This is a genomic window from Hymenobacter terrenus, assembly GCF_000972495.1.
GTDB lineage: Bacteria > Bacteroidota > Bacteroidia > Cytophagales > Hymenobacteraceae > Hymenobacter > Hymenobacter terrenus.
The window spans coordinates 238,163-263,336 of sequence record NZ_LATM01000003.1 but is presented as its reverse complement, the minus strand read 5'-3'; the positions used below and the strand labels follow the sequence as shown (position 1 = coordinate 263,336).

Annotated in this window: 17 protein-coding genes; 5 read left to right on the top strand and 12 right to left on the bottom strand. The window is 58.1% G+C overall.

The genetic code is table 11. The features are described from left to right. Nucleotides 1-129 precede the first annotated feature (129 nt). Complete coding sequence (locus WX88_RS07640) at nt 130-1,467, bottom strand: hypothetical protein (protein WP_156176000.1); 1,338 nt, start codon at nt 1,465-1,467, stop codon at nt 130-132. Between the two features lie 173 nt (nt 1,468-1,640). On the opposite strand from WX88_RS07640, the gene WX88_RS31740 reads away from it, so the two are divergent. From WX88_RS31740 to WX88_RS07630, 3 genes are all read left to right on the top strand, one after another. After that, on the top strand, nt 1,641-1,763 hold the full coding sequence (locus WX88_RS31740) for a hypothetical protein (RefSeq protein ID WP_262489821.1): 123 nt from the start codon (nt 1,641-1,643) through the stop codon (nt 1,761-1,763). A gap of 174 nt (nt 1,764-1,937) precedes the next feature. Further along, the gene (locus tag WX88_RS07635; RefSeq protein WP_046243719.1) at nt 1,938-2,954 is read left to right on the top strand and encodes an NAD(P)/FAD-dependent oxidoreductase; all 1,017 of its coding nucleotides are present in this window, start codon (nt 1,938-1,940) and stop codon (nt 2,952-2,954) included. 90 nt (nt 2,955-3,044) lie between these two features. Beyond that, complete coding sequence (locus WX88_RS07630) at nt 3,045-3,368, top strand: 2Fe-2S iron-sulfur cluster-binding protein (protein ID WP_046243718.1); 324 nt, start codon at nt 3,045-3,047, stop codon at nt 3,366-3,368. 152 nt (nt 3,369-3,520) lie between these two features. Here WX88_RS07630 and WX88_RS07625 read toward each other — a convergent pair whose 3' ends face one another. The 3 genes from WX88_RS07625 to WX88_RS07615 form a co-directional block, all read right to left on the bottom strand. Beyond that, the gene (locus WX88_RS07625; protein WP_197076708.1) at nt 3,521-3,772 is read right to left on the bottom strand and encodes an anti-sigma factor family protein; all 252 of its coding nucleotides are present in this window, start codon (nt 3,770-3,772) and stop codon (nt 3,521-3,523) included. 9 nt (nt 3,773-3,781) lie between these two features. Next, a complete protein-coding gene (locus WX88_RS07620) occupies nt 3,782-4,360 on the bottom strand; it encodes a sigma-70 family RNA polymerase sigma factor (protein WP_046243716.1) in 579 nt (192 codons plus the stop codon). A gap of 187 nt (nt 4,361-4,547) precedes the next feature. Next, nucleotides 4,548-5,480: a DUF4440 domain-containing protein gene (locus tag WX88_RS07615; protein ID WP_046243715.1), complete on the bottom strand. Its 933-nt coding sequence runs from the start codon at nt 5,478-5,480 to the stop codon at nt 4,548-4,550. Nucleotides 5,481-5,640: 160 nt separating this feature from the next. Between WX88_RS07615 and WX88_RS07610 the strand changes: the two genes are divergently transcribed. Continuing rightward, nucleotides 5,641-6,147, top strand: a complete 507-nt coding sequence (locus WX88_RS07610) for a KdsC family phosphatase (RefSeq protein WP_046243714.1) — start codon at nt 5,641-5,643, stop codon at nt 6,145-6,147. Nucleotides 6,148-6,223: 76 nt separating this feature from the next. Here the strand turns inward: WX88_RS07610 and WX88_RS07605 are convergent, their stop codons facing one another. Next, the gene (locus tag WX88_RS07605) at nt 6,224-6,874 is read right to left on the bottom strand and encodes a LuxR C-terminal-related transcriptional regulator (RefSeq protein ID WP_046243713.1); all 651 of its coding nucleotides are present in this window, start codon (nt 6,872-6,874) and stop codon (nt 6,224-6,226) included. A 261-nt stretch (nt 6,875-7,135) separates the two neighbouring features. On the opposite strand from WX88_RS07605, the gene WX88_RS07600 reads away from it, so the two are divergent. After that, nucleotides 7,136-7,795, top strand: a complete 660-nt coding sequence (locus WX88_RS07600; RefSeq protein ID WP_046243712.1) for a response regulator — start codon at nt 7,136-7,138, stop codon at nt 7,793-7,795. A gap of 475 nt (nt 7,796-8,270) precedes the next feature. Here the strand turns inward: WX88_RS07600 and WX88_RS07595 are convergent, their stop codons facing one another. The 7 genes from WX88_RS07595 to WX88_RS07570 form a co-directional block, all read right to left on the bottom strand. After that, complete coding sequence (locus tag WX88_RS07595) at nt 8,271-10,904, bottom strand: beta-mannosidase (protein WP_046243854.1); 2,634 nt, start codon at nt 10,902-10,904, stop codon at nt 8,271-8,273. Nucleotides 10,905-10,985: 81 nt separating this feature from the next. Further along, on the bottom strand, nt 10,986-12,797 hold the full coding sequence (locus WX88_RS07590) for an endo-1,4-beta-xylanase (RefSeq protein WP_046243711.1): 1,812 nt from the start codon (nt 12,795-12,797) through the stop codon (nt 10,986-10,988). 71 nt (nt 12,798-12,868) lie between these two features. Then, complete coding sequence (locus tag WX88_RS29890) at nt 12,869-13,030, bottom strand: PID-CTERM protein-sorting domain-containing protein (RefSeq protein ID WP_156175998.1); 162 nt, start codon at nt 13,028-13,030, stop codon at nt 12,869-12,871. A 163-nt stretch (nt 13,031-13,193) separates the two neighbouring features. Continuing rightward, the gene (locus WX88_RS27355; RefSeq protein ID WP_082115911.1) at nt 13,194-16,466 is read right to left on the bottom strand and encodes a choice-of-anchor Q domain-containing protein; all 3,273 of its coding nucleotides are present in this window, start codon (nt 16,464-16,466) and stop codon (nt 13,194-13,196) included. Nucleotides 16,467-16,978: 512 nt separating this feature from the next. Continuing rightward, the gene (locus WX88_RS28650) at nt 16,979-20,644 is read right to left on the bottom strand and encodes a choice-of-anchor D domain-containing protein (RefSeq protein WP_072052960.1); all 3,666 of its coding nucleotides are present in this window, start codon (nt 20,642-20,644) and stop codon (nt 16,979-16,981) included. A gap of 96 nt (nt 20,645-20,740) precedes the next feature. Then, the gene (locus WX88_RS07575; RefSeq protein WP_046243710.1) at nt 20,741-21,634 is read right to left on the bottom strand and encodes a carbohydrate kinase family protein; all 894 of its coding nucleotides are present in this window, start codon (nt 21,632-21,634) and stop codon (nt 20,741-20,743) included. A gap of 462 nt (nt 21,635-22,096) precedes the next feature. Further along, complete coding sequence (locus WX88_RS07570; RefSeq protein ID WP_052732458.1) at nt 22,097-24,946, bottom strand: hybrid sensor histidine kinase/response regulator transcription factor; 2,850 nt, start codon at nt 24,944-24,946, stop codon at nt 22,097-22,099. Between the last annotated feature and the right edge of the window lie 228 nt (nt 24,947-25,174).

The following is a 25,174-nucleotide window of genomic DNA, read 5'->3' as shown; positions in this document are numbered from 1 at the left end:
AGCATCTCGCGTGCCGCACTAATTCAATCGTTGGTTTCGCCGACAGTTGGTTCAACGAAGCGGACGAGATGCCTCGGCTCCGCTCGGCATGACGGTCTACGTACCAACAATCAAGCATCACCCTAATTATTACCTATCGTTTTTGAGAGGAAGCTGAACCGTAAATACGGGCGGTAACGGAGTTGGATACGATTGACGGACGCCGGCCAGGATTTGGTCGAGGCCGAAGGTGCGCGGGGCTGGAGTATTATCGTTAGTCGTAGACCAGGCGGCTACCCAATCCGGCGTTTCCGGAGCGGGCAGGGCCAAGCTGAGTGTAGCGGTGGGGGCGGCCAGCTTACTCACCCGCAGGCGCAGCACGTGGGTGTAGGGCGCTAGCACCGGCTGGCCGCTTTGCTCCTCTTCGGTGAGCAGGCGCACCGAGTTAGGCAACAATGCAGCTTGTCCGTTAGGCAGGCGCACTTGCAGATGTTGGGCCAAAAATGCCGCTTTTTGCCACGCCGTGGGCAATTCTTTCAAATCGAGCCCGACGGAGAAGTCTACCGGGTCGTCGGAGGGGTTCAGGGTCAAGCCGTTGTTTTCGGCATACACGGTGCCGCCACTCGACTTGAGTTTCGGGTCGGTAAGCTTGGTGAGCAGGGGCGCAAAGGCCGGCTTGCTCGTTTTCAATCCAAAAAAGGCTTGCTGGGTGGGAGCATTCTTAAAGACCTCGGCGGCGAAGCGCGCCACTTGCGCGGGCGGGCCAATGACCCACACATAGTACGGCACTTTCTCACCGTTCAGCGTGCGCTTCTGCATCGGCGTTTTCACGGCCGGAAAGTAGCTGCCGTAAAAACGCGAGGTTTCGCTAAACACCGCCACGGCCAGTTGCTGCTGGCTCACGGGCGCAATGGATGTGCGAATCAGGTTGGGCAGCTGCGAAAAGTCGGACTTGCGCGCCGGGCCATAGATGAAGTCGGAAATCACCACACTCACCTGCTGCGTGGCCTGCGGCATCGCCAAAATGCCTTCCAGCATTTGCGGCAGCTCAGTGCCGAGGGCCGCCTGGTTAACTTCGCCCTGCACCACGTCGCGCAGTTGCTGAAACGGGACTGCCCTGGGCGCCGCGTTTTCGCAGAGGTAGTATTTGCGCTCGGCCACGGCCCCGTTCACCTGGGTTTCGGTGATGAGCGCCCCAATGCGCTGCTGAAATTCGGTGGCCGGCTTATCCGCTCCGCCGCGGGGCACGAAGCCTTTCATACCGCCCGAATACTCCAGAAAAACGCTGACGCGGAGTGGGGCCACTTCCGCCGAAGCGGGCGCGGTGGCAGCTGGCTTAATTTCTTTAGCAGGCTTGCTGGCGGTAGTTTCGGCGGGCTCGGTGCCGCAGCCCGCCAGTAGTGAAATTGTCCCAAAAAACACTCCGGCGAGCCGGAAACCACGAAAAAAACGCGACGCAGGTGGTCCCACGGAAACGGATATTGGCATAAAGGAAGCGCTAGGAGAGGTTTGGGGGCGAAGTATAGGCATTACGCAGCGAAGTGCCCCGCGGCCGAAAACCACAACGGCTGAACGCGCCCGGTCCGCGTACTTTTGCTACGAGCCGAAATTAGGGCGAATGACCCGCTTTTGCGCTTATCTGTCGGCATTTTTTCATTTCCATGTCCCTCCATCGACCACGAGCCAGACTTGCGCCGGGCGGTGGCTTCTGTATTCACCGCAGCTACTCAGCCGTCGTCACCACCAGCCAGGGCCTGCCCGTACGGCTGCTTTTGAGCAACTGAGAGGCCCCACATCCGCATTTACGAGTTGCTATCAGCCAACGATTTGGTTGGGGCAGTTGTTATAAACCGGCTGCCGTAGTGGCGGCCCCGGCCCCGGGCCGTACCTTTGCACTGGTCGCTTCTCCGGGTGCGGCCGCTTTTCATTCGGCGCCTTGTCAGGCTCTTACTGCTATTATGCCCAACACCATTTCCACTGATATCTGTATTATCGGGGCCGGCCCGGTCGGCTTGTTTGCGGTTTTTGAAGCTGGCTTGCTGAAACTCCGCTGCCACGTGGTCGACGCCCTGCCCCAGCCCGGTGGCCAGCTCTCCGAAATTTATCCCAAGAAGCCGATTTACGACATTCCCGGCTTCCCCGAAATTCTGGCGGGCGACCTGATTGATAACCTGATGAAGCAGATTGAGCCCTTCCACCCCACCTTCACGCTCGGCGAGCGGGTGGAGCGGTTCGCCAAGCTCGACGACGGCTCTTTCCAGCTCTACACCACCGATGGCACCGAAATCCACTGTAAAGCGGTGGCTATTGCCGGTGGCCTGGGCTCGTTCGAGCCTCGCAAGCCGGCCGTCGAAAATCTGGAGCAGTTCGAAGGTGGCAAAGGCGTACACTACATGGTGCGCGACCCCGAGCACTTCCGCGACCAGAAAATCGTCATTGCCGGCGGCGGCGACTCGGCACTGGACTGGACCAACTTCCTCGCTAACGTAGCTGCCGATGTGACCCTAGTGCACCGCGGCACCACCTTCCGCGGCGCCGCCGACTCGGCCGAGAAAGTACAGAAGCTGGCTGAAGCCGGCAAAATCAAGCTGGTGCTGTCGAGCAACGTCACGCACCTGCACGGCAACGGCAAGCTCGCCGAAGTCACCATCACCGCCAACGACGGCACTGCCGAAACCGTGCCGCTTGACCACTTCATCCCGCTGTTCGGGCTCACGCCCAAACTCGGCCCCATCGGCGAGTGGAACCTCGACCTCACCGATGACGCCATCGTGGTTAACACCATGGATTACAGCACCTCGCTGCCCGGCGTCTTCGCCATTGGCGATATCAATACGTATCCCGGCAAACTCAAGCTCATCCTCTGCGGCTTCCACGAAGCCGCTCTCATGTGCCAGGGCGCGTTCAAATACATTTATCCCGACAAAAAATACACCCTCAAATACACGACTGTAAACGGGGTACCCAGCATGTAAAAAGGTATGAGTTATAAAGGATGAGTTATGAGTTGGCTGCATCAGTCCTCTCCATAACCCATCCTTTATAACCCATACCTCATATTTTCTATGAATGATATTCGCGTCTACGTCGAAGAAGCCCCTGGCCAACGCACCGAGCTCATCGGCCCCACCGATATGGGCCTGAGCCTAATGGAGTTGTTGAAAGCCAGTGGCTACGACATTCAGGCCACCTGTGGCGGCATGGCCCTGTGTGCCACCTGCCACGTGGAAGTACTGGCTGGCCCCGCCCTACCCGAGCCGGGCGATGACGAGCTCGACATGCTTGAAACCCTGCCCGTAGTGCACGTCGGTAGCCGCTTGAGCTGCCAGATTCGCCTTACGCCCCACACCGACGGGCTGGTCGTACGCCTGGCACCCACCGGCGCATAGGCGTAGCTGAGCTATTGAAATTTCAGCTGCTTATGCGAGCCTCATTTCCTAAGAGGGGCTAAAAAAGCTAACGTTTCACAGACTCAAAAAGGCCATTACATTACTGTAATGGCCTTTTTAATGCGGAAAGCTTCAAACGGTTGCGTAGACGACTATCCCGCCGCCAAGCGCTCACGCATTCGCGCCTTGGCCGCGTCCGACAAGGCCGGCCCGGTGCTTGTCTGGCGAGCGGCCGACGCCCGCGCCCATTCTGCGATTAGCATCGTTTGCTTGGCGTAGCGGCTGCAATAAGGGCAGTAGCGCAGGTGCAGCCAGAGGCTGGCCGGCATGGATTCCGACGCAGGTCGGTCGGCCTGCTGCTCCAGCAGCATCGTTGCGTTCTGACAGCTAATAAGACGTAGCATCATCAATAGTTAATCCTTTCCCAGACCATGTTTTTCCAGGCAGCGGCGCAGCTGAAGCTTAGCTCGGTGCACGATAATCCAGTAGTTGGCGGAACTGAGACCGAGTTCCTGACAAATTTCCTCAGCCGATAATTCCTCAATGAAACGCAGCGCAAAGACGGCGCCTTGCTGCGCTGGTAGGCGCTTCTGACACCGCTGCAGAATGTCGTGCAGTTCCTGCTGCTCCAGTGCGGCATCGGCATTGAGCCAGCTGGTGGGTGCTTGCTGGCTGGTCCAGTGGCCGTTTTTAGGAACGAAAAAATCAGCTTCCGTAGGGCCTTCTGCGCTGATTTCATCGAGCCCAACGTGGGTGGCACGAGCCTGCCGGCGGTAGTAGTCGATGATTTTGCGACGCAGAATGACAAATAGCCACGTGCGCTCCGATGCCTCGGCCCGAAACGTGGCTAAGCCATCAAGCGCGCTCAGAAAAGCTTCCTGCACCAGTTCCTCGGCTACATCGGAGTCGCTGACGCGGCTCAGGGCAAAGCGGTAAAGCTCATCGCCGTAGCGGTCAGGCCACTGAGCCGGAACGGAAGTTGAAGGAGTCATGCAGGGCGACGAATTAGCTGACAAAGGTCGCACTACCAGACTATATATGGTAGAACTGAACGGTGCAATGGACCAAGAAAAGCAGCCTCACGACGATAGCGGCTCAAAAAGAAAAGCCCTCATCTGATTAGATGAAGGCTTTCTTATCGCGGTCTGTCATTCTTAATTTCCAAACGATGGCCGTACCCTACTGGGCGCGCTTGGTAGGCGTCTGGCCCGCCGTGCGAACGCCGTCGATGGTTGTATCGGCCGGAGTAGATGGATTAGCTGTAAAGTTGAAGATTTCCAGCACCACGCGCCAGCCGGCATCGGCCTCGCGCCGCCAGATGCGCAGATAGCTGCCATTTTCCTGGGGGTGCTTGGTACCAGCGGAAGGCCGGTGCAACGTACCTACCACGTAGCCCAAGTCGCCGGCAGCGGCTAGGTAGCCGCCCGTGGCCTTGAAAAGATAGCCGCCATCCAGATTTTTCATGTTGGCAGCGGCAGCGGCCCCATGCATCATCGAGAGACCGGGGCGGTAGAGGCGTGCCTCGGTGCTCAGGTATTGCTCGTAAGTGGCGCCGGGCTTCAGCTGCTCGGCTTCCGAAAACTTGCGGTCGATGTCAAGTATTACGTAAGATGGCGCGGTGCTAGGAGTGGCCGCGGCGGCCTGCAGCCGCGGCGAGGGCACGGTGGCTGCCTGCGCGGGTGCCGTCCCGATGCGTTCTATTCCCATGTCTACCATGAATTTCCATTGACCATCCGGCTGCTTACGCCACACCGTCACATACTCACCGGAGGATTGCGGCCGGTCGTTCTGAAAAGAACTCCACGGGCCAGTGGTGTAGCCTATATCCCCGGATTGCGCCACGTCGGCCAGCACGGGATACCACGTCAGGCGCGAGCCGGGCCGGTTTGGCCGGTTTTGCCACAGTTCCTGAGCACTAGTCAGTTTACCTTCCTCAACTACGAGGCCCTCGGGGGCAGTGTTGGCCAAAAAGGCTGCTTTGGTACCCACTTTCGCAGCTTGCGCCGCAAACGATGTTTCGGCAGCTATGACAGCCTCTCGGGGGCTTTGCGCATGAGCGGCAAAGGATAGCAACAGGGCGGCTACAACCCCTATAGTCAATTGATTCTTCATAGGATACAAGCGGAATAGGTTCATTAAGCTAAGATACGCTTTCCGGGATAATTACAATTCCATTAGTGCAGTAATTTGCTTTCTCATGTCGTTCTTGTGGCCGAATTTATGCCGCAGAGCCCTTTTTGGCTAATCTTTTTTTTTTCTTACTCTTGCTTTTATGAAACTAGCTGAACTCACCGCCCGCGCCCGGCGGATCCGCCTCGTACTCACCGATTGCGATGGCGTGCTGACTGACGGTGGCGTGTACTATTCCGAGCGCGGCGAAGAGATGAAGCGCTTCAACATCCGCGACGGCATGGGCGTGGTGCGCCTGCGGGAATACGGCATTGCATCGGGTATTATGACGGGCGAAATGTCGCCCTCGGTGCGCACCCGCGCCGCCAAACTTCAAATTGAGGAACTGCACCTGGGCATTAAGGACAAGCCGGCGTGTCTTCAGGAAATCGTGGCTCGCACGGGCTTGTCACCCAACGAAATAGCTTTCATCGGCGACGACACCAACGATGTTGGGATTCTGGGCCTTGTGGGTTTTTCCGCCTGCCCCGGTGATGCCACTTCCTTTGCTCGCGCCGTAGCCGACTTTCACTGCCAAACCCCAGGTGGTCACGGCTGCTTCCGCGAGCTAGCCGAGTTTATCATTGCCGCACAAGCAACGAAATCATGAGACAAAAAATGACACCTTTCTCCTTGATTTAAAGCTAGTAGCGTCGTTCCACTTTCTCACTTAGTCACCCAACACCCTAGTCCGGCAGCAGTCCCTGACGGGCAGCTAAACTGATAAGCGCAGCTGTATTGCGGGTCCGGGTTTTTTCCATAATATTCTGGCGATGCGTCTCAATAGTGCGCTTGCTGGTGAAGAGCTTAATGGCAATTTCGGCATTGGTCAGGCCGGCGGCCACCAGATTTAGTACCTCCATTTCGCGCTTACTGAGGCCCAGCGTCGCCCGGGCAGCATCGCCGGTGACGGGAGTGCCGGCATAGAACCGGCTCAGCGCCGCCAGCCCAATAGCCGTGCAGAGGAACGGCCGGCCGGCCGCCACGGTAATCAGGCCATGGACGAGTTCGGTGGGCAGGGCATTTTTTAGCAGGTAGCCGTGGGCACCCAAGTCGAAGGAGCGGGCCACATAGTGCTCATTGGTGAGGTCGCCCCGGGCCAGAATGCGCAATTGTGGATACTGCTCGCGCATGGCCGGCAGCAACGCGAAGGCATCGGGGCCGGGCAAATTTAGGTCTAGTAGCACCACGGCTGGCACGGTGCTGCTTAACTGGGCTAGCAGTTCGTCGCCAGTACTCGCTTCGCCTACTATTTCCAGGCTCGTAGCTGTTCCAAGGCCGATGCGTAGTGCTTCACGTGTCGGGGCGTGGCCATCGGTAAGGAGTAGGCGAATCATACAAAAATGGCGTGAGCTAAGCGGGTCAGAACTCGTCCGCCTATAACGGTAACCATTGACAAATTGATTTTAAGCGCCTCAAAAATACTTGCTTGGAGAAGCTCAACTATAAACTGCACAATAAAAGCCGTATAAATCCCTTCGAAACCCAAGTCCCCATCTTGCAAGTTCGTACAAATACGGACATGGTTTTTCCGTATTCCCGGGCTTGCCCAACTTTGTGGACTATCCCCTCGTTCGACTACCTTAATCTTTCCAGCTATGACCCGTATTCTGCTTGCCGACGACCATACCATTTTACGAGACGGTATCCGGGCGTTGCTCTCGGCCGCCGACGACCTTGAAGTGGTGGGCGAAGCCAGTAATGGTGCGGAGCTACTTGACATGCTCGAAGCCACCCCCGCCGATGTTGTACTGATGGACGTGCAGATGCCTGTACTAGATGGATTTGCCACGATGCCCGAGCTACGGCGCCGATTTCCGGAGGTGCGCGTGCTCGTGCTCACGATGCTCGACCACGAAAACTATGTGGCCCGTATGCTGGAAGCCGGCGCCCTCGGCTATGTACTCAAAAACGCCGCCATCACCGAAATTACCTATGCCATCCGGACGGTGGCGGCTGGCAACCCGTTTTTGTGCACCGAAATCGGCCTCAGTATGCTCTACAAAACGGTGGCCCAATCCTCGGGCGGCATGCTAACAACTGAAAATGGGGGCCACACCGGCGCCGACCTCACGGCCCGCGAGTTGGAGGTGCTCAAGCTCATCGCTGAGGGACTCACCAACGGAGAAATTGCCGATAAGCTCTTCACCAGCAAGCGCACCATCGAAACGCACCGCCAGAACATCATCGCCAAAACCCAGGCTAAAAATACCGCCGCCCTCATTAAACTGGCTGTCAGTCGAGGACTAATTTCTTAGCGGTTAATAGCTGGTAAATTGGGTTTTACAGCGAAACAACCTTGCTTATTCCCCAACTGTGTCGTGTGGGACTAGTCCCACACGACACAGTTGGGGACGGCCGTGAGTAACGCGAGACTTCGGTTTTTTATCGTAGGCCTAGGTGCGCATCGGTCAGCATTTCCAGCGGACAAAAGTGTGAATTAAGGCTAGCTGCTAGCAACAAGTGAGTCATGCAGCGGTCCGCAATCATGCGGTATTCGCAGGAGTAATCTGCGTGAAGGACTTGCGCCACACAAGCCCCTGCGCGGCTTCCACGTTGAGCACATCGGGATGACCCGCTCCAGGCTTTTGAGCATAAAATCGCCGTGAAAATCCACTACTTGGACTAATAGGAGCCTAGGCATTGGATTTCAAATATTTATCCTAAATTGAACCAGGACGAAAACGGACCCGTGATGTAAAGCGCGGAAAATATAACGGTTTCCAAACTCCGCTAAAACGCATCTGCTAAAGAGCGAACGACCAACTGTTTGCGTAGCTCGGCCAGGGTGCTGGGACCTTGGCTTTTGAAGGTCAACTTTCGGCTTTCTCCCGGCAGCAAATCGAAGAAGTTGTCGGCGAAGAAGCCGTCCTTTTCGCTCAGCTGCAAGTGCACTTGGCGGGCCAGCGTCTTGCTTTGCAGCTGCACCTGGAAGGTGCTGTCGGTGGTTTGCGTCCAGGTGGCTTGGATGGTTGGCTTGGGCAGAGCCATTTCCTTGGGCAGTGCGAAATAGTGGGTGTTGGTGCTGAGCACCGGGCCGCCGGTTTGCTGGAGCGTGCAGCTGAGCACTGCTTTTTTCGGGTCGTTTTTGCCCAATAGCTTGCGGCGCGGGATGTCGAGGTAGGCTTTGCTGGTGAGGGGTTCGAGCTGCAGCTTTTCGGTTTGTTGGAACAAGACGCGGCCGTTGAAATCGGTGAGGCGCACTTCGAGCTGGGCCGGCAGGGCGCGGGTTTGGTCCGAGACAACGTAGAAACGCACTTTATCGCCTTCCTCGTGCGGGCTCACCAGCACGGGGGCGTAGAAGCGCTGGGCGTAATATTGCAGGGCTTTCCAACGGCCGTAGTAGTCGATAGACGACCACGAGGCCACGCCCCAGCAGTCGTCGAGCTGCCAGAACAGCGAGCCCATGGTGCGGGGCCGGCTGCGGCGCAGGTGCTCGGCGCCGAGCTTGATGGCCTGGGCCTGCAACACCTGGCTCACGTAGAGAAATGACTCGAAATTCTTGGGCTGGCGGTAGTCGCGCAGCAGGTACTCCACCAGGCGCGGGTTGCCCACGTTGCTGCGCTGGTGCTGGCGCATCACCGGCGAGAGGATGTCGTGGTCTTCGGGCTTGGTGAACTGCTGCACCGACTTGAACTCGGGGAAGGACTGGAAGCCGTACTCGCTCATGAAGCGCGGCACCTGCTTCTCGTAGTCAGAGATGGGCGCCGTGCCGCCCCACACGCTCCAGTAGTGCATGTCGCCGTGGGTTTGCGAGCTGGCCTGGTCCTCGAACTCGGCCGAGGGGCTCGACGACAGGTAGGGCCGGCTGGGGTCTTCGGTTTGGAGCAGCGTGGGCAGCCGGTCGCGGAACATGCTCAGGTAGTTGCCCCACACTTCCTGGCGGAAGTTGCCCACGCGCTCGGGCACCTTGCCCCAGTCCTGCCAGGCCCATTCGTTTTCGTTGTTGCCCACCCAGATGCAGATGCTGGGGTGGTTGCGCAGGCGGCGCACTTGGTGGGTGGCTTCGGCCTGCACGTTGGCCACGAACTCGGGGTTGCCGGGGTAAAACGAGCAGGCGAACATGAAGTCCTGCCACACCAGCAGGCCCAGCTCGTCGCAGGTATCGTAGAAATACTGGTTTTCGTAGATGCCGCCGCCCCACACCCGTATCATGTTCATGTTGGCGTCCTTGGCGGCTTGCAGCAGCGTGCGGTAGCGGCCGTGGGTGACGCGCGTGGGGAAAATGTCGGCCGGAATCCAGTTGGCGCCCTTGGCGAAAATCGGCACGCCGTTCACCACAAACTCAAACGAGCGGCCGATGGCGTCCTTCTCGCGGCGCAGCTGCACGGTGCGCAAGCCGGTGCGGGTGCTGGCTTCGTCGAGCGGCTGGCCGTTGCGCAGCAGCCGGGCCCGGAACGAGTAGAGCGGCTGCGCGCCGTAGCCGGCCGGATACCACAGTTTCGGGTTGTCGAGGCGCAGCTCGGCCGTGAGAGTGTGGCGGTTGGGTTGAAGGGTGACTTTCTGCTCGACGCGCGAGTCGGTAACCTGGCCGTCGGGGCCCGTGGTTTCGACCACCAGCGTGGCTTCGCGGCTAGCAGCTGAGGCAGCGCCTTCGTACTCCACTTCCAGCGCCAGTTGCGCCTGCTGCGCGCTCAGCTGCCGCTGCACCACGCGCAGGTTGGTCAGCTGGACGTCGTCCCAGGCTTCGAGGTGCACCGGCTGCCACACGCCCGACGACACCAGGCGCGGGCCCCAGTCCCAGCCGTAGTGGTAGGGCGCCTTGCGGGTGTACACGCTCAGCACCGGGCCTTTGTCGCCCACGATGCCCATGGCCTGCTCGTCGTTGATGGCGAACAGGTTGTAGCCGTATTTGGCCGGCAAGCCCGCCACTTCGTTCAGCGGCGAGCGGAAGCGGATATGTAGGCGGTTTTCGCCGGCCCTCAGCTGAGGCTTCACGTTGGCCCGCCACTCCCGGAACATGTTGTCGGCGTGCAGGATGGCCGCGTCGTTGAGCGTTACATCGGCGTAGGTGTCGAGACCCTGGAAGACCAGCTCCAGGTTGCTGCGCTGCAACGTGGTGGGCGCGACCGTGAACGTGGTTTCGTACTCCCAGTCCACTTTGCCAATCCACTGCAGCTTGGTTTCGTTGTCGCGGTAAAGCGGGTCCTCAATCTGCTTGCTGGCGAGTAGGTCGGTGTGCACGCAACCCGGCACCGTGGCCGGCGCCCAGTTGTCTTTGCCCACCTGCCGAAACCGCCAGCCCGATGACAAGAGTGTAGAAGTTTTGCCGCCTGTGGCCGCGGCTGTTACCGCCTGGGCCACCGCCTGACTCGTGAAAAGAACCAGCAGCAGCCAGCCCAAAATAATGTCTTGCGTAATACGCATACTCTCGATTTTATTCATGTTGTAGCTTCTGCACGAAAACCCAGCCGCCAGTACTTGGCCGCTTTTTCCTGAGCAAAAGAATTAGATTTTCACTTTGACCGGCGCCCCCGCTTTGGTAAGCTGGTAAACCACTTTCTTCACAATACTCCCCTTCTTGACGCTTATCTCGTAGCGGCCCAGATGGCCGCGCGCTTTCACCGCGCCAGTGGGGCCGGTGGTTTGATTTACAGACGTGTTCCATTCCTTGGTAACCAAGTTTCGCCAGGCGGCCAGGTTGGGCTTCGGGGTCCAGTCTTTGCGGAACATGGCAGCGTCGGGCTTCCAGTGGTCGCCTTCCCAGAAGCCCCACATGGTGAAGCCCGTCACGCTCGGGTGACTGTAGCAGGCAATGAGGAAGTCGCGGGTGTAGTCGGCTTGCAGCTCCTCGTCCTTCATGTTAATGTCAAACTCCGTGATTTGGATGGGCAACCCCACGTCCTTGAACATATCCAGGTCGGTGAGCACCTGGGCCGGGTTGCGGGGCTGCCGGCCCACGTGGCCCTGGATGCCAATGGCATCGATGGGCGCGCCGGCCGTGCGCAGTTCGGCCAGCAAAGCCAGGTAGTCCTTGATGTTCCGCGGGCTGGCCACGCTGTTTAGCATGCCGTATTCGTTAAGAAACAACTGAGGCTTCGAGTCGATGCTCTTGGCCAGCTTAAACCACTCGGCCGCTTCGGTGCGCGGCATCACGGCGAAATAGTCCTTTTCGTGCACCATCTCGTTGATGACGTCCCAGGCGATGACCTTGCCCTTGGTGTAGCTCACAATGTTGCGAATGTGGGCGCGAATGGAGTCAGCGAAGCCCGGCCCGAAGTTGGGTTGCTGCTTGAACACCGTCGGCGTAAACTGCTTGCCTGGCCACACCAAGTTGTGCCCCCGCAGGCGGAACCCGTTGCCTTGAATCCAGTCGATGGCGAGCTTGGTTTGCCGCCGCCGGGCGGTGTCGCGCCAGGGCTCCCACTTCAGCCCGTTGCCAATCACCACGGTGTTGAACAGCTCCTTCAGGGTCTTTTTGTAGGTGACGGCGCTGGGGTCGGTCGCGTTGATGTCCTTTACCGAAACGGCCGTGCCGAACACAAATTCCGGCTGCACCAGCCGGGCCCTCACTGTGGCGCCGGGTACGGGCCGGCCCTTGGCGTCGGTCACCTGAATAGTCAACGGCGCCGTCCGGATTTCCTCGATGCGCTTCCGGGCAGCGGTCCGCCAAGCGGCGTTGGCCTCCCGGCCGGCGTAAGTGAAGCGCGTGGTTGGCAGTTGCGGTAGGGCGATGCGCTGTTCGAAATTCAACACCTGAATGCCCGCCACTTCCACTTTCTGCGCCAGCGCCCCGTAGGAAATGCAAATGGTAGCCTGTCTCGCCGGCATGTCTGCTGCCGCCACAAAGGGAATGTCAACTGTTTTCCATTCGGGCCCAATACTCAACTCGATGATGACGCTTTTTTCGTGCGGCGGTTGAGTTTGCTGAACAAAAAAGTTGATTACCGCTTCGCCGGATTCTTGTTTGGCATAAACCGCCCGAACGGCCAACCGTGCCAGTAGAACATCGCCTTTTTTGACTGGTAAGCCGCTTTCCCAAGAAGCTTGCACTTGGTAATGGCTCTTGGTTGGGGCAAATACTTCGGTGGTGAAAACCGGCTGATTGTCCTGTGCATTTGCGCCGAACAGGCTCGGTTTGCTGGCCTTATTGCCGTCATTGAACGTGTAACGACTGGCCGCGTCATTTGGAAAAATATCGACCGGTTTTAGCGATTCTAACGCAGCTGGAAGAGGTGGTAGTTTTTGGCTGTGAGCAGCGTGGTTGAAGAGCCAGAATAGCTGAAGGAAGAATGTAGTGACTCTTATTTTATACTTCATGATGCTTTGTTGAGAGATTTTAGCCGATGCCCGCCTTCACCTTCCAATGGGAGGCGGGCATCGGCTATTTTCTAGCAGCGGGCGAGTTGGCAGGCGCGTAGCTGGCGGAGCCCGTAGCCCACGCCACCGGCCAATAACAGCAAGGCGCCGCCATCGAGGGGCATTTCGGTGACCGGCACGCTCAGGCCAGGGCTCGTCGAACTGGGTTGGGCCACGGCCGGACTGCCAGCCACGGCCCAAGTAGCCAGCAGCCGCGCCGCTGAAAAGCCGGAGACCTTTCTAATTGGAGGAATTCACATAGAAACGTTTCGTAGAAAAGATTTTTATTTCAGGCAAATCGTGATGGTGAAAGAAAAACCGGCTCGCCCCGAACAGGGCGGCCTGCGATAATCAGACTTATTGTAGAATAACCCGCTTGGCCACGGTGGTGGCGCCAGCCTGCAGCCGCAGGGTGTAGATGCCAGCAGCGAGGCCGGTGGCTTCCATGGTGAGGCGGGCGCCGGTAGCGGACAAGGCCGCATCCTGGTGGCGCACTACCTGGCCTAGGGCGTTGAGCAGATCGGCGCGCAGCTGCGTGGTGCCGGCTACGGCAGGCACCACCACTGTGAAGGTGCTGTAAGCCGGGTTGGGGTACAGGGCTACGGCAGCGGCCGTCAGGGCACCTTTGCTAGCCAGAGGCGTACGTGCGGCGAAACGTAGGTTGAAGCGGCCGCTGATGAGGGCAGTGGCTTCGGCTGGGCTCACGCTGAAGGCGTAGGCCGGCTGCTGGCGTAGGTTCACGGTCTGGCCCGTTAGGGCATCAGTGAGCAGGGCGTCGAGCGTGGCGGGTAGGTTGTTGATGGCGGCGGCCGTGATGGTATAGGGTCCGGCGTTGGGCACGCCCACGGTCAGAGCGAGCACGGTGTTAGCGGTGAAAACCGGGCGGCCGTCGATTGACAGCCCCTCGCCGCTGCTGGCTATCGAAGCCAGGTTCAGGCCGGAGGAATTGGGCAGCTTACGGGCGTCATACTGGGCGTCGAAGTCCGAGGTAGCGCCGGTTTCGGCATAGGCGTAGAACGCATCAGCAGCACCGGTCGTCGCCCGCAGTTCCAGCTGTACCAAGGGCCGCACGTCGGCAGCGGCGCGCTGGAAGGTGGTGCTGTTGGCGGTGGTCAGGCGCTGGCTGTTGCGGAAGGTGAGTGAGGCGCTGGTCTGGCCATTGGCCACGCGGGCAAAGAAGCCTTGGCCAACCGGCAGCACGGGGTTACCGATGCCGTTAGCGTAGCTGCGGTAGGTGCCCGCATACTGGCTGGTGCTCACGTTCACATAGATAGCCGCCTCCAGGCCCGTGCGGTCACTAGCCGCCACCAGACTGTAGTCGAGTGGGGCGGGGTATGGGTTACCCAGCAGCTGCCAGCCAGCCTCGGTGGCATTCGCCGAGCCAGCGGCATTGCGCGTCAGCGCCAGGGTCAGCGGGCCGTTGGTCAGGGTACCGACGAAGTCGACCACCGATGCAGCATCGATATTAACGGCATAGCCCCGGCCCACTGCCAGGGGAGTAGTCAGGGCGGTGGGCACCACGAAGCCACGGTCAAACGGCGTGTAGTTGTTGGTGAGCGTCACGCGGCTCTGGTCGTAGGCGAAAACGGTGGGAAACGGCGTGGTGGTGCCAGGCGTCGCCGAGGCATTGTAGGTGGCGGCCTGGCTCACATCTGGGGTGAAGCCGGTCGTGGTCAGGTCAGCCACGGTGCTGCCCGCGACGGGGGAGCTGTAGTGGCGGTAGCCCGCGCCGGTATTGGAGCTGGGGTCGATGTAGCGTTGCACCACTACGCTGCCGCTCACCGAGCCTGCTCCGCTGTTGTCGACCAAGGCCGTACCCGCCGCGTCGGAAAGCAGCGTTAGTTGGCCGTTGGCAATGAGGGTACCGGTGACTGGGGTGAGCACGCGGCGAATACTCACGGCCCCGCCCTGGAACACATTGGCACTGTTAGCAACGGTCAGGTTCCAGAATTGCGTGGTGCCGCCCAAGGTTTGCGCCGTGGTGCCGTTCAAGGTGACGGTGCCGCCGGTGGCGTTGAAGGTGCCACTGTTGCGGATATCTCCTTTCACCTCCAGCGTGCCCCCACCCATCGTTAGGCTGGCGCTGGCACCGATGGTCAGAGTGCGCACAGTCGCGGCAGTGGCAACCACCGGATAGGGCGACGCACCAGCGGGAATGGAGGCATCCAAAGTACTGGTCGGTATCCCGGCCGACCAGTTGCTGGCCGCGTTCCAATCGGTGGTACCACCGCCCAGCCAAGTAGTGGAAGGGATGATCAGTGCGGCATCGTACTCGTAGGCGCCTAAGTCGGGGTTGGCACCCGCCACGCGGGGGTTGCCGAGGAGGTCAGTAGCCGAGAGCAGATTGTTGACTCCAACATTAATAGCTGGGCTGGTAGCTTTTAGGCGGAAATCGGCAGTGAACGGGTCCGTGGTTGGGTTCACAAACTGCGGGTCGGCTCGCACCACGTTGGTACCGGGCACGGGCGTGGTCATGGGCCGGCCGCCGAACAAGAGGTTGTAGTTGTAGACTAGGTTGGGCGTGCGGCTGGTACTGCTGACCGGATTGAGGTTGTCGGTAGCCAGAATATTATTCTGCACTAAGATGTTATCCGATAGATTGGTAAACACCTCTCCGCGGCTGGCGTTTAGCTCGGGACTGCGCGCATTCTGGTAGAAGGTATTGTTGATGATGTCCACGTTGTCGGACTTAAAGACCTGCACGCCGGCGCCACCGTTGTTAACAATGACATTGTTGGCGATGAGCGTGCTGCCCGTGTAGGCCAACTCGCGGTTGGTGTCGACGATGATGCCGTTACCGTCGGTGATGCCCTGACATTTGTTGGCGGCAGTAGAGAATTTATTATACCAAGGCACGAAGAGACGATTGCCAAAAACCCGGTTGTTGCGCACTATCATGTGGTAGCCCGGGTTCGTGTCGAGGTTCCAGCTGGCGAGGAAGGAAATGCCGCTTCCCCCGTACACGGTGTACCAGCTGTTATTATAAATCAGGTTGTTCTCGATGGTGATGTAGTCGGACTCGATGGCGGTGATGCCCGCCGCGCCACAGTCGAACACCTCATTGTTGACGAAGCGCAGGTGGTGCGGATGGCCCGTGCTTTGGCTGGGCCGGCCATCGGCCGAAATACCAGTACCGTTGTAGATGGGTGGAGGTGTACCCACGCCATTCAGGGCGCAGCTACCGGGTTGGTTGGTAGCGGCAGCGAGGGTCACATTGCCGTTGTTGCCCTGAATGCGGAATCCACTGATTTCGATGTATGCCACCGCGGCGTTGATCCGAAAGCCGTTGTAGGTATTGAATGTAATCAGCGGCTTCTCCTCGCGGTAGTTGCGAAATACAATCCACTGGGAGGGAGTGCCCGTGCGGGTGATATCGACCACCCCGAGGGAAAAGGAAAAGGGCCGGATGTAGGTACCGGAACGTACGAAAACGGTATCGCCAGGATTAGTGAGGTCGGCCGCGTACTGAATAGTGGCAAAAGGCAGGTTTGGACTCAGCCCCCGCCCGCCTGTTGTAGAGTTGATGCCTAGCACAGGAGAGTTGGCTCCCGACGAGACATAGTAGTTCGTAGCGCGGGCGCTGGAAAAACAGCACAGCACCAGATAAAAGAGTAAAAATGTATTCCTCATAGTGGGATTTAGTGAAACGGATTAGTGAAAAACAAGAAAATTGAAAGAGAAAAATACTAAATTCAGTGGTAGCAGCGGGCAGCACGTTATGTGCGCCTGTGGTTAGGTCGAATGACCAAACACTGTCGTCCCCAGCCAGGGACAGGTTGAATAGGCTCATGCAGTGGCAAGTATCCACTGCATGAGCCTATTCAACAGCTAGTTTCCTGTTCTTCACAAATGAGCGGTGTCACGGTTGGTGGTAAATACCGCAGAGCACACAACGGCCCCCTTTAGGCGGGAGAAGTAGGCCTGAAGCTAACGTTCATGCCCGGCAATCCTTGAGGAAATAGGATTTGAAACGGCTTCCTGTTATGGGGCGGATTTTTGTAGATGAGTTAGAGAAGAGGCCGTTTAACGGCGATAACTGACTGGTCGAATACAGGAGCTCTGATGCCGACCGTAGTCGGCGAAAAACACCCTTGCCGACATAGCCAGCAAGGGTGTTTCTTGAGCGTGAAACCGGAAAGGGGTTATTTGTCTATTGAAACGAATTGTGTTTTGCTGAATTCAGCAGTAGTCATTCGCAGGATATAGCTCCCGGCGGGGACGGCTCGCACGTCGAAGTCGAAATCATTCAGGCCCTGCTTAGCCGGGACGCTCTTCGAGCAGATTACCCGTCCGTATTGATCCATGATTTGCACCAGGATTTCGCCATGGCCCTGCGCCGGAACTGCCAGCTGCAAGTTGGTAATGGCAGGCACCGGATACACCTTGATGCTCAGTTCGTCCAGGTTTTGGGCGGATGTGGGGCTGCCCTGTTGGTTGCTATTACCCGTCAGGCTGGTCAGAGCCAGGGGTGCCGAGGTTCCATAAGTATCGTTGGTAATCAGCAGGTGGTCGATGTTGGGGCTGGCATTGCCGCCACCGCTGAGGCGAATGGTGTTGAGGCCGGCATTCAGGTTGGCCGATACCGAGACGGTCGTCCAATGTCTCCAGTCACAGGTATTGACGAATTGAACCCGCGCCGGCAGCGTGACGCCATTGACGGTTAAAAACAGTCTTTGAGGACCATTGGCCGAAGCATACCGGAATACCAGATTGCTGACCCCGGCCCCCGAGACGTTGGCAGTCCATTCCACGTAGTCGTTCGTCCGGTTGATTTTGCCAACGTAGCCTGTGCCGGTATAGCCACTGAATATTGAGGCTACTTTGCCGCCATTTACCGTGGCCGTTTCTGCTTCCAGCAACAGCGGGAAGGTGTGGTTGATGGTGACCCGACCGTTCACTAAGGTGAAGCGGTAGTTGGCAGCGCTCAAGGAGCCCTGCGCCACGCTGATAACGGGCGCCTCGGTAGCTGGCGTGGCCGGTGTGTATGCACTGCTGAGCACCGGGCTGCCGGTGATTTGCGCTTCCGTCTCGCCCAGCACAAAGCCGGTGATGGTGTAGGTATAGGCCGGTGCGGGGGCCCCGTAGGTGACGGTCTTGTCGGCGGCGGTTACCAGCAGCTCTTTCGGGCTCACCACGATGGTGCGGCGCACCGGCGCGGCGGCGTTGTAGCCAACATTGCCCGCCTGAGTGGCTTCGACAACCAGCTCGCCCACCCCAGTGTAGGAAAGAACGTTGCCTTGGCTAATGGCGCCCGGGCCGCTGATTAAGGTATACGTCACCGGCAAGCCGGAAGCGGCTGTGGCCGCTAGCGTCCGGGCATCGTCGCCGTAGGTAAGGGCCGTGGTGTCGTTGAAGGCGATGGTTTGATCGGCCTTCACGCCCGTGGCCGTAAAGGTGAAGTTATAAGGATTCTTGTTTACAGCTGGGTCGCTATTGGCGATGATGAGGCTGCCCTTGAAAACGCCGCTACCTGGGGCTGTGAACTGCACTTCAAACGTAACCTTGCCACCTGCCTCAATAGTAGGCGCGGGCACATTGGTGGCCAGAGAAAACCCTGCGCCCGTCACCCTTATTTTCTGCGCGTACAGCAAATTCAAGGTCCGCGTACCGATATTCTCAAGACTGAACGTGACCTTCTTGGGTTGGCCGAACGTCACCGCACCAAAATCATAATTGCTGTTCGTGTTGGTGGGCGTATTGTCGGCAATAACCGTCGTGCCCTGCTTAACCACCATCACGGGTGCCGGCGTGGAGGTAATGACAACATCATCGATATACACCGGGGACGTGAAGCGGCCCAGCATGAACTTGAGCAGCGCGGTATCGTCGTTGGTGGGCGGCGTAAACGTAAAGGTGTACGTGGTGGGGGTTGCCGTGAAGCGGGTCCCAAAAAACGACCGATACGAGGTAAAAGGCGCTTTGTCGGACTGTACCACCAGATCCACGGGGGCGGGAGTGGCCGTGCTGGCCCGGAAGCGAATGGTGTAGGATTTGCCTGCTTCCACTGGCAGGGGGTGAATCAGCTGCACATCAAAGGTGCCACCGGTGCTACCGGTGATGGGGACCACCGTCGTTTCTAACGCATTGCCAGTATAACCCTCCTTGGGCACTGCGGCAATTGCTATCGTAGCAGGTGCTTTGTTGACGAAGGTGCGCCACCCCTGAGTGCCAGTATCAAACGTGGAGTTCATGCTCAGCGTGCCAAAGCCGGTTCCGTCTACGGTAAGCGGTTGGCTGACCTCGGGTGCCGCCGCGTAGGTCACATTGCCGCCCTGCGAGGCCGTGATGGTGGTGGTTCCCCCACCCACGAGCTGAATCTTCCCATCAATAACAACCGCCACGCTCGGATTGGAGCTGCGATAGAACACGGGCAAGCCCGACGAAGCCGTTGCCTGCGGAGCATAGTCGGCATCGCCCACTTTTAGCGCGGGCAAGGCGGCGAAGGTGATGGTTTGGGCCTGGGTGCCCGATTGAAACTCGTAGGCGCCGCGGTCCGATTGGCTGCCCTGCGGGCGGATAGCGCCAGTGATGTCTACAGAGCTGAAGAAGCCGGGAGTTGCACTGCCCGAATTCAGGGCCGGGCTAGGGGCCTGGAGCCGAAAATCGGCACTGCCATCCACCCCGAGTCTCACAAAATTGGGGTTGGCCACGATGTCGTTGGTGCCCGCCCGGAAATAGGGGCCGTTGTAGTAGACATTGAAATCGTAGGTGGCGCCAGCATCGTTGCCGTTGCAATTGCCACCGGTGCGGGCGTACATGATGTTGTTGTAAATCTTCACATCCGTCCCGTCTTGCCCATCGATTTCCGGGTACCCTACAGTCGTCCCATTGTTATAGGCGGTGTTATTGATGATATCGATGCGTGCGGCTTGGAAGCCATGCACCCCGCCGCCACCGTTGTTGTAGCTCACATTATTCTCCACCAACGTGCGGCCCGTATAGATTGGTCGGTTCTGGGTGCCATTGTTGGCATCGAGGATGATGCCGTTGCCGTCGGAAAAGATATCCGTCGCTTGATTGCCCCGCCGCCATTTCACTTGAATGAAATTGTTATACACTGTGTTGCCACGCACAAAAATTTTGTAGCCCGTGAAGCTGTCAATCGGTTTAGGGCCAAAAACGCTAATGCCGCTACCAGCATACATGGTATACCAACAGTTGTTATATACCAGGTTGTTTTCTATCGTTACATAATCGCAACCCGCAGCCGTTGTTGCGTCCCCAGAACCCACGCCAGCACCTATGCCACCGCCAGGAAAATCATGGATTTTGCAGTTGCGAATAATAATATGATGGGGATTGGTACCCGGCGTCTTCGCCATGCTAATTCCTCCCGTATTATACTTGGCATCGAATACTCTCGGTGTCCCATAGGATTTCAGGTAAGCCTCCTCGGCCCCAGCCAACGTTAGATCGGCATTGCGGCCTTCCAATTCCAAGCCGTCGAGAATCACGTAGGAGCCATCAATGACGACCGCCTCCCAGCAACCGCCCGAAGCCGTTAGCAGAGGGCTATGACCCGGGTAAGGAGTGAAGGTGATATAGGCGCCGGGGGCACCAGACTTTTTGAAGTCCAGAAGGGCGCCGAAGGTGGTTTTCCTGTAGGTGCCGTTCATAATATACACCGTTCCTCCAGGGCCCACCAAATCCGACCCTCTTTGGATGGTGGCCACGGGGGTAGCGGGGGTTAAGCCATCATTACTGTCCGAGCCGATTAAAGCTGACACGTAATAATTCTGGGCGTAAGCGTTGGAAAACGCGCAGCATAATAACAACCACAGAAGCAGTTGCGGTACTTTGTTTTTCATGGGAATTTGGGTTAAAGGGTGAGCGATGAATAAATATACTGCAGGAGGTTGACGCCGCCCAAGCGACACAAACCGTGAAACTGAAAGAATGGGGGCTTAGCCTTTTTCAAGAATAGCATGAAGGTCCATTTCCGTTAAAGTCGGCGTCGCCCCGTGCCGACTGGCCACTACGGCCCCCGCCGCGCAGGCGCGGCGCAAGCACTGGGCAGGTGGCTGGCCAGCTACCCAACTGGCTAAAAAGGCAGCCAAGAACGCGTCGCCGCAGCCAACGGGGTCTGCTACTGTCACAGGGAAGCCCGCACTGTGCCACCAAGCGCCATCAATGTAAAGCGAGGCACCAGCGGCGCCTTTAGTCAGACAAATGGCCCGCAGGTTGAACTGCTGGGCTAGCCACGGCAGGGCCGAATGCGGGGTAGCCGGATGCCCCAGCCATTGCATAACTTCTGTCAGTTCCCTTTCATTGAGCTTTACCAGGTCAGCCTGCTTAAGCAGGTATTTCACTACTTCGCGAGAGTAGTGCGGCGGCCGCAAGTTCAAGTCGAACACCTTGAAGCTAGCGTATTGCAACAGCCGATACAAGGTTTCGCGACTAACCTGACTCCGGGCGGCCAGGGAGCCATACACCATTATATTGGCTTGGCTGGTAACCGTGCGCAGCTTTTGCGTGAATTGAATATAGTCCCAGGCCAGCGGTTGTACTATTCGGTAGTTCACCTGCTGGCCATTTGTGTTAACGTTAGCCTTCACCATGCCAGTTAAGTGGGAATGACTAAGCTGCACCAGCTCCGGATCAAGGCCGCGGGCCACTAAAAAAGTCAGCAATTCGTGGCCTAGTTCTTCGTCGCCCACGCGGCTGATGAGCTGGGCTGACTGGCCTAACTGGAGCAGATGCAGGGCAACATTACAGGGCGCTCCGCCCGGCTGACGGCTGCTGGGCAGCACATCCCACAGGGTTTCTCCGAAGCAGACAATAGTAGTAGGCGCTGGCATGGGAAACGGTTTTCTCAAAGTTCCGCTACTCCCCCACCCCGCACTTTCTTGGATTGCACAAAAGCTTATGCGGATTCTTCACATGTGCTTTTGGAGCATAAATTAATTATTATCAGTATTTTATTAATTTAAATAGTTTCGCTATACTTCTTCCACTTTCAATTTTGAAACACACTTTCGCAAATGCACACCCCTTCAAACTAGGTTGAACACCTTTATTACGGGTTTTGACCAAACCTGTGGCTATGCTTGTGCCCACCAACTACGTTCGCCTGTGTGCCGCCCAAATCGGACAGCAACCATAGGTCCGTCAGCAGGAACAGCATTTGAATGCCTTGGCGGATTGTTCCTGCCAGGATAGTTTACTCCCTGCTCAATTCCGGGCCCTCAATGGTGCCGCCGGCAAGCAGGAGTAGTAGTTGCGTCGCCAACTGGCCGCGCAGGGGTTTCCGGCATTCACGCTCAAGCGTCGGGCGTGGTGTGTATTGCACGAAACTCAGAGGGTGAAACCTGGTACTTTGCTTTGAAGCTGGTGGAGAAGTAAGAGGGCGTGGAAAAACCCAGTTCATAGCCAACCTCTGCAATAGTCAAGGTATCATCGAGCAGCAGTTGGCGGGCTTTGGTCAGGCGCACGTGCTGGATGTACTCCGAAACGCCGATGCCCAGCAGGGCCTTGACTTTGCGGTAGAGCTGCATGCGCGAGAGGTTCATGCTACGCCCGATGCTGTTTACGCTTAGGTCGGTATTGTCCAGGTTGGCTTCGACGATGGCGGCTAAGTCGGTTAGGAACTGCTGGTCGCCATCGGTTGGCGCCACCGTTGTTTTATCGAGGCTCAGCTCGCGGCGGAAATGCTCACGCTGGCGGGCCCGATTGGCCAGCAGCGTGCGCACACTTTCCAACAATAGCGCCGGATGAAACGGTTTGGTGAGGTAGAGGTCGGCGCCGGCTTGCACGCCTTCTACCTGTTGCTCGGGCGCGTTGCGGGCCGTGAGCAACACCACCGGAATGTGGCTCGTGCGCCAGTCTTCCCGGAGCTGGGTCACTAAGTCGAGGCCGTTCAGGCCGGGCATCATCACGTCGCACACTATCAGGTCCGGAATCAGCTCGATGGCCAACTGCTGTCCCGTCAGGCCATCGGCGGCAGATTGCACCTGATAATCAGCGCTTAGCTTGCGTACCAGAAAATCGTTTACCTCCACATTGTCTTCGATGACCAGCACGACTGTTTCGTTCAGCACCGTGGCAGCGCTAGTCTCGGTTTCTGCCTCCGTCACGGGCTCAACTACTATATTCTCTAGCAATGACTTATTAGATAGCCGCTGCGTTGCGGGTAGTTCGTGGGTGGCAATGCTGGCAGGAACAAGGGGGGCTCGTAACTCGGTGGGCAGCTCGCGGGGTAAGGTCAGCTCAAACACGCTGCCTTGCCCGGGCTGACTACGCACAACCAGTTGGCCTTGATGCAGCCGCACCAATCCCATGGTCAGAGCCAGCCCCATGCCCGAGCCCTGGGCCGACCCCGACCCATTCGCCTGCCCTTGATAGAACCATTCGAAAATGTGCGCTTGGTCGACGTCGCTGATGCCCGGCCCGGTATCCTCTACGCTAATGCGTACTGCCCGACCAACTGAGTCGGCGGGCTGCACCCGCACTATAATCTGACCATGCTCGGGGGTGAATTTGAGCGCGTTAGAAAGAAGGTTAAACAGGGCCTTATCCAGAATATTGGCATCGAACCACATGCTGCACACGGGCGTGGCCGGTAGCCAGCGCAGGTCGATGCCGCGCAGGCGGGCGGGCTTCTCAAACACATCCACGATTTCGCGGACAAAGTCTACCAGGTTGCCTTCGGTAGCGCGCACGCGCATTTTGCCCACTTCCATTTTGCGGAAGTCCATGAGCTGGTTCACCAGCTGGAGCAGGCGTTGGGTATTGCGGCGCACCAGCCCCAGGTCATGGCGCTGCACAGCGGTCAGGCCGACTTTATCCGTGAGCAGTTCTTCTACCGGCCCCAATATCAGCGTGAGCGGAGTACGCAGCTCATGCGAGAAGTTGGTGAAGAAACGTAGTTTGGCCTCCGTGGCGGCGCGGGCCTCGGCGGCCAGCTCCTCCAGTTTATTACGCTGATGACTGATTTCCTCGTTCTGAGCCGTCAGCTGGGCGTTAATGCGGGTATTTTCCTTGTTACGCAGAGCCAGCTGACGGTTGGCCCGCCACGCCAAGCCCCCAAACCCTGCCACGGCCAGCAAAGCCCCCATCAAACCATAGAGCATCGTTTGCTGGCTAGCGTAAGTAGCTTGTAAGGCATCCATTAGCTGCTGCTGCCGCTCAATATCGCGCTGCTGACTGGCCAGCCGGTCGGTTTGCTGGCGCATCATCAACACATTGGCTGAGTCGATAACCGTGATGCCCAACATGTTTTCGCGAACATAGGGCTGTTTATCAAGGATGCGCATGGCCAGACGCATGGCTTCCTCGCCCGCTGGCAAATTCAAAATGGAGGCCGAGAGCACGCCGTCCTGCACCAGTCCAATTCCCCCTTGAGGGCCAGGGAGCCCATCTACCCCGATGATGCGCATTTTACGAGCCCGGCCCAGCTGCTGACACACGCGGTAGGCTCCCAACGCCAGCACGTCGCTGTGGGCGAAAATGAGGTCCACTTCGGGGTGGGCGCGCAGCAGCGCCTCCAGCTCGGCCTGTTTGGTAAGAGACTGCCAGTCACTGGATACCTGCCCCACCAACTGCAGGCGAGGGTGAGCGGCCAGGCGCTCCACAAAGCCCTGGTGCCGGTCGGCGGCGGCGGTCGTGCCAGGCATGCCTAACACTTCCACTACGTGCCCTTGCCGTTGGGGTAGAGTGGCAGCGTAGTTGGCAGCGGCCCGGCCTATTTCCCGGTTGGAACTCCCCACATAGGCCGTGTAGCGGCGCGAATTAAGGGCCTGGTCGAGCACGACTACTGGCAATCCCTGCTCGTAGACTTGTTCCACGACAGCCGTCAAGGGGTCTTGCATATTCGCGGCCAGCGTAACCGTTTCGCAGGGGGTCACAATCAATAAATCTACTTTCCCCCGAGGCAGTGAGCGAATCTGAACCTGCTGCTCCTTGCTTTCGCCATGCGCGTCGAGCATCTGAAATTGCACTTCCGGGTGAAAATTCAATTCGCGCTGGATGCCCTCCAGCATTGCCTGCCGCCACAAACCTTTGCTGGTGCACTGCGAAAACACAATGCGGTAGGTCGGACGTTTCGGCTGTGCTGGGGAGCAGCCTCCAAACAGTGCAATAGCCAGCACCCAGCCCAGTACCTTGACTGCCACCCACCTAGAGTGTCTGACAAAGTGATACGAGGCTAAGTGAAGCATAATGAGCAAGGTAGTAGGGGTGAGAAAAGCAGAAATTTTGAGCTAGTCAATAATCCCATAAATTTAGGAAGTGTAACCGGTTGTCAACTGTTCCTAATTAATAAAGGGAACGCATCTAACGTAGGCGTGCTAATAAACCGTATCCTCACAACGAAACCTTCCTTACTTGAAATAGGACGCGAG

Coding starts and splice junctions, on each gene's coding strand:
- WX88_RS07635 (WP_046243719.1), top strand. CDS start 1,938: ATGCCCAACACCATTTCCACTGATATCTGTATTATCGGGGCCGGCCCG.
- WX88_RS07615 (WP_046243715.1), bottom strand. CDS start 5,480: ATGAAGAATCAATTGACTATAGGGGTTGTAGCCGCCCTGTTGCTATCC.
- WX88_RS28650 (WP_072052960.1), bottom strand. CDS start 20,644: ATGAAAAACAAAGTACCGCAACTGCTTCTGTGGTTGTTATTATGCTGC.
- WX88_RS07640 (WP_156176000.1), bottom strand. CDS start 1,467: ATGCCAATATCCGTTTCCGTGGGACCACCTGCGTCGCGTTTTTTTCGT.
- WX88_RS07590 (WP_046243711.1), bottom strand. CDS start 12,797: ATGAAGTATAAAATAAGAGTCACTACATTCTTCCTTCAGCTATTCTGG.
- WX88_RS27355 (WP_082115911.1), bottom strand. CDS start 16,466: ATGAGGAATACATTTTTACTCTTTTATCTGGTGCTGTGCTGTTTTTCC.
- WX88_RS31740 (WP_262489821.1), top strand. CDS start 1,641: ATGTCCCTCCATCGACCACGAGCCAGACTTGCGCCGGGCGGTGGCTTC.
- WX88_RS07595 (WP_046243854.1), bottom strand. CDS start 10,904: ATGCGTATTACGCAAGACATTATTTTGGGCTGGCTGCTGCTGGTTCTT.
- WX88_RS07605 (WP_046243713.1), bottom strand. CDS start 6,874: ATGATTCGCCTACTCCTTACCGATGGCCACGCCCCGACACGTGAAGCA.
- WX88_RS07630 (WP_046243718.1), top strand. CDS start 3,045: ATGAATGATATTCGCGTCTACGTCGAAGAAGCCCCTGGCCAACGCACC.
- WX88_RS07625 (WP_197076708.1), bottom strand. CDS start 3,772: ATGCTACGTCTTATTAGCTGTCAGAACGCAACGATGCTGCTGGAGCAG.
- WX88_RS07575 (WP_046243710.1), bottom strand. CDS start 21,634: ATGCCAGCGCCTACTACTATTGTCTGCTTCGGAGAAACCCTGTGGGAT.
- WX88_RS07610 (WP_046243714.1), top strand. CDS start 5,641: ATGAAACTAGCTGAACTCACCGCCCGCGCCCGGCGGATCCGCCTCGTA.
- WX88_RS07600 (WP_046243712.1), top strand. CDS start 7,136: ATGACCCGTATTCTGCTTGCCGACGACCATACCATTTTACGAGACGGT.
- WX88_RS07620 (WP_046243716.1), bottom strand. CDS start 4,360: ATGACTCCTTCAACTTCCGTTCCGGCTCAGTGGCCTGACCGCTACGGC.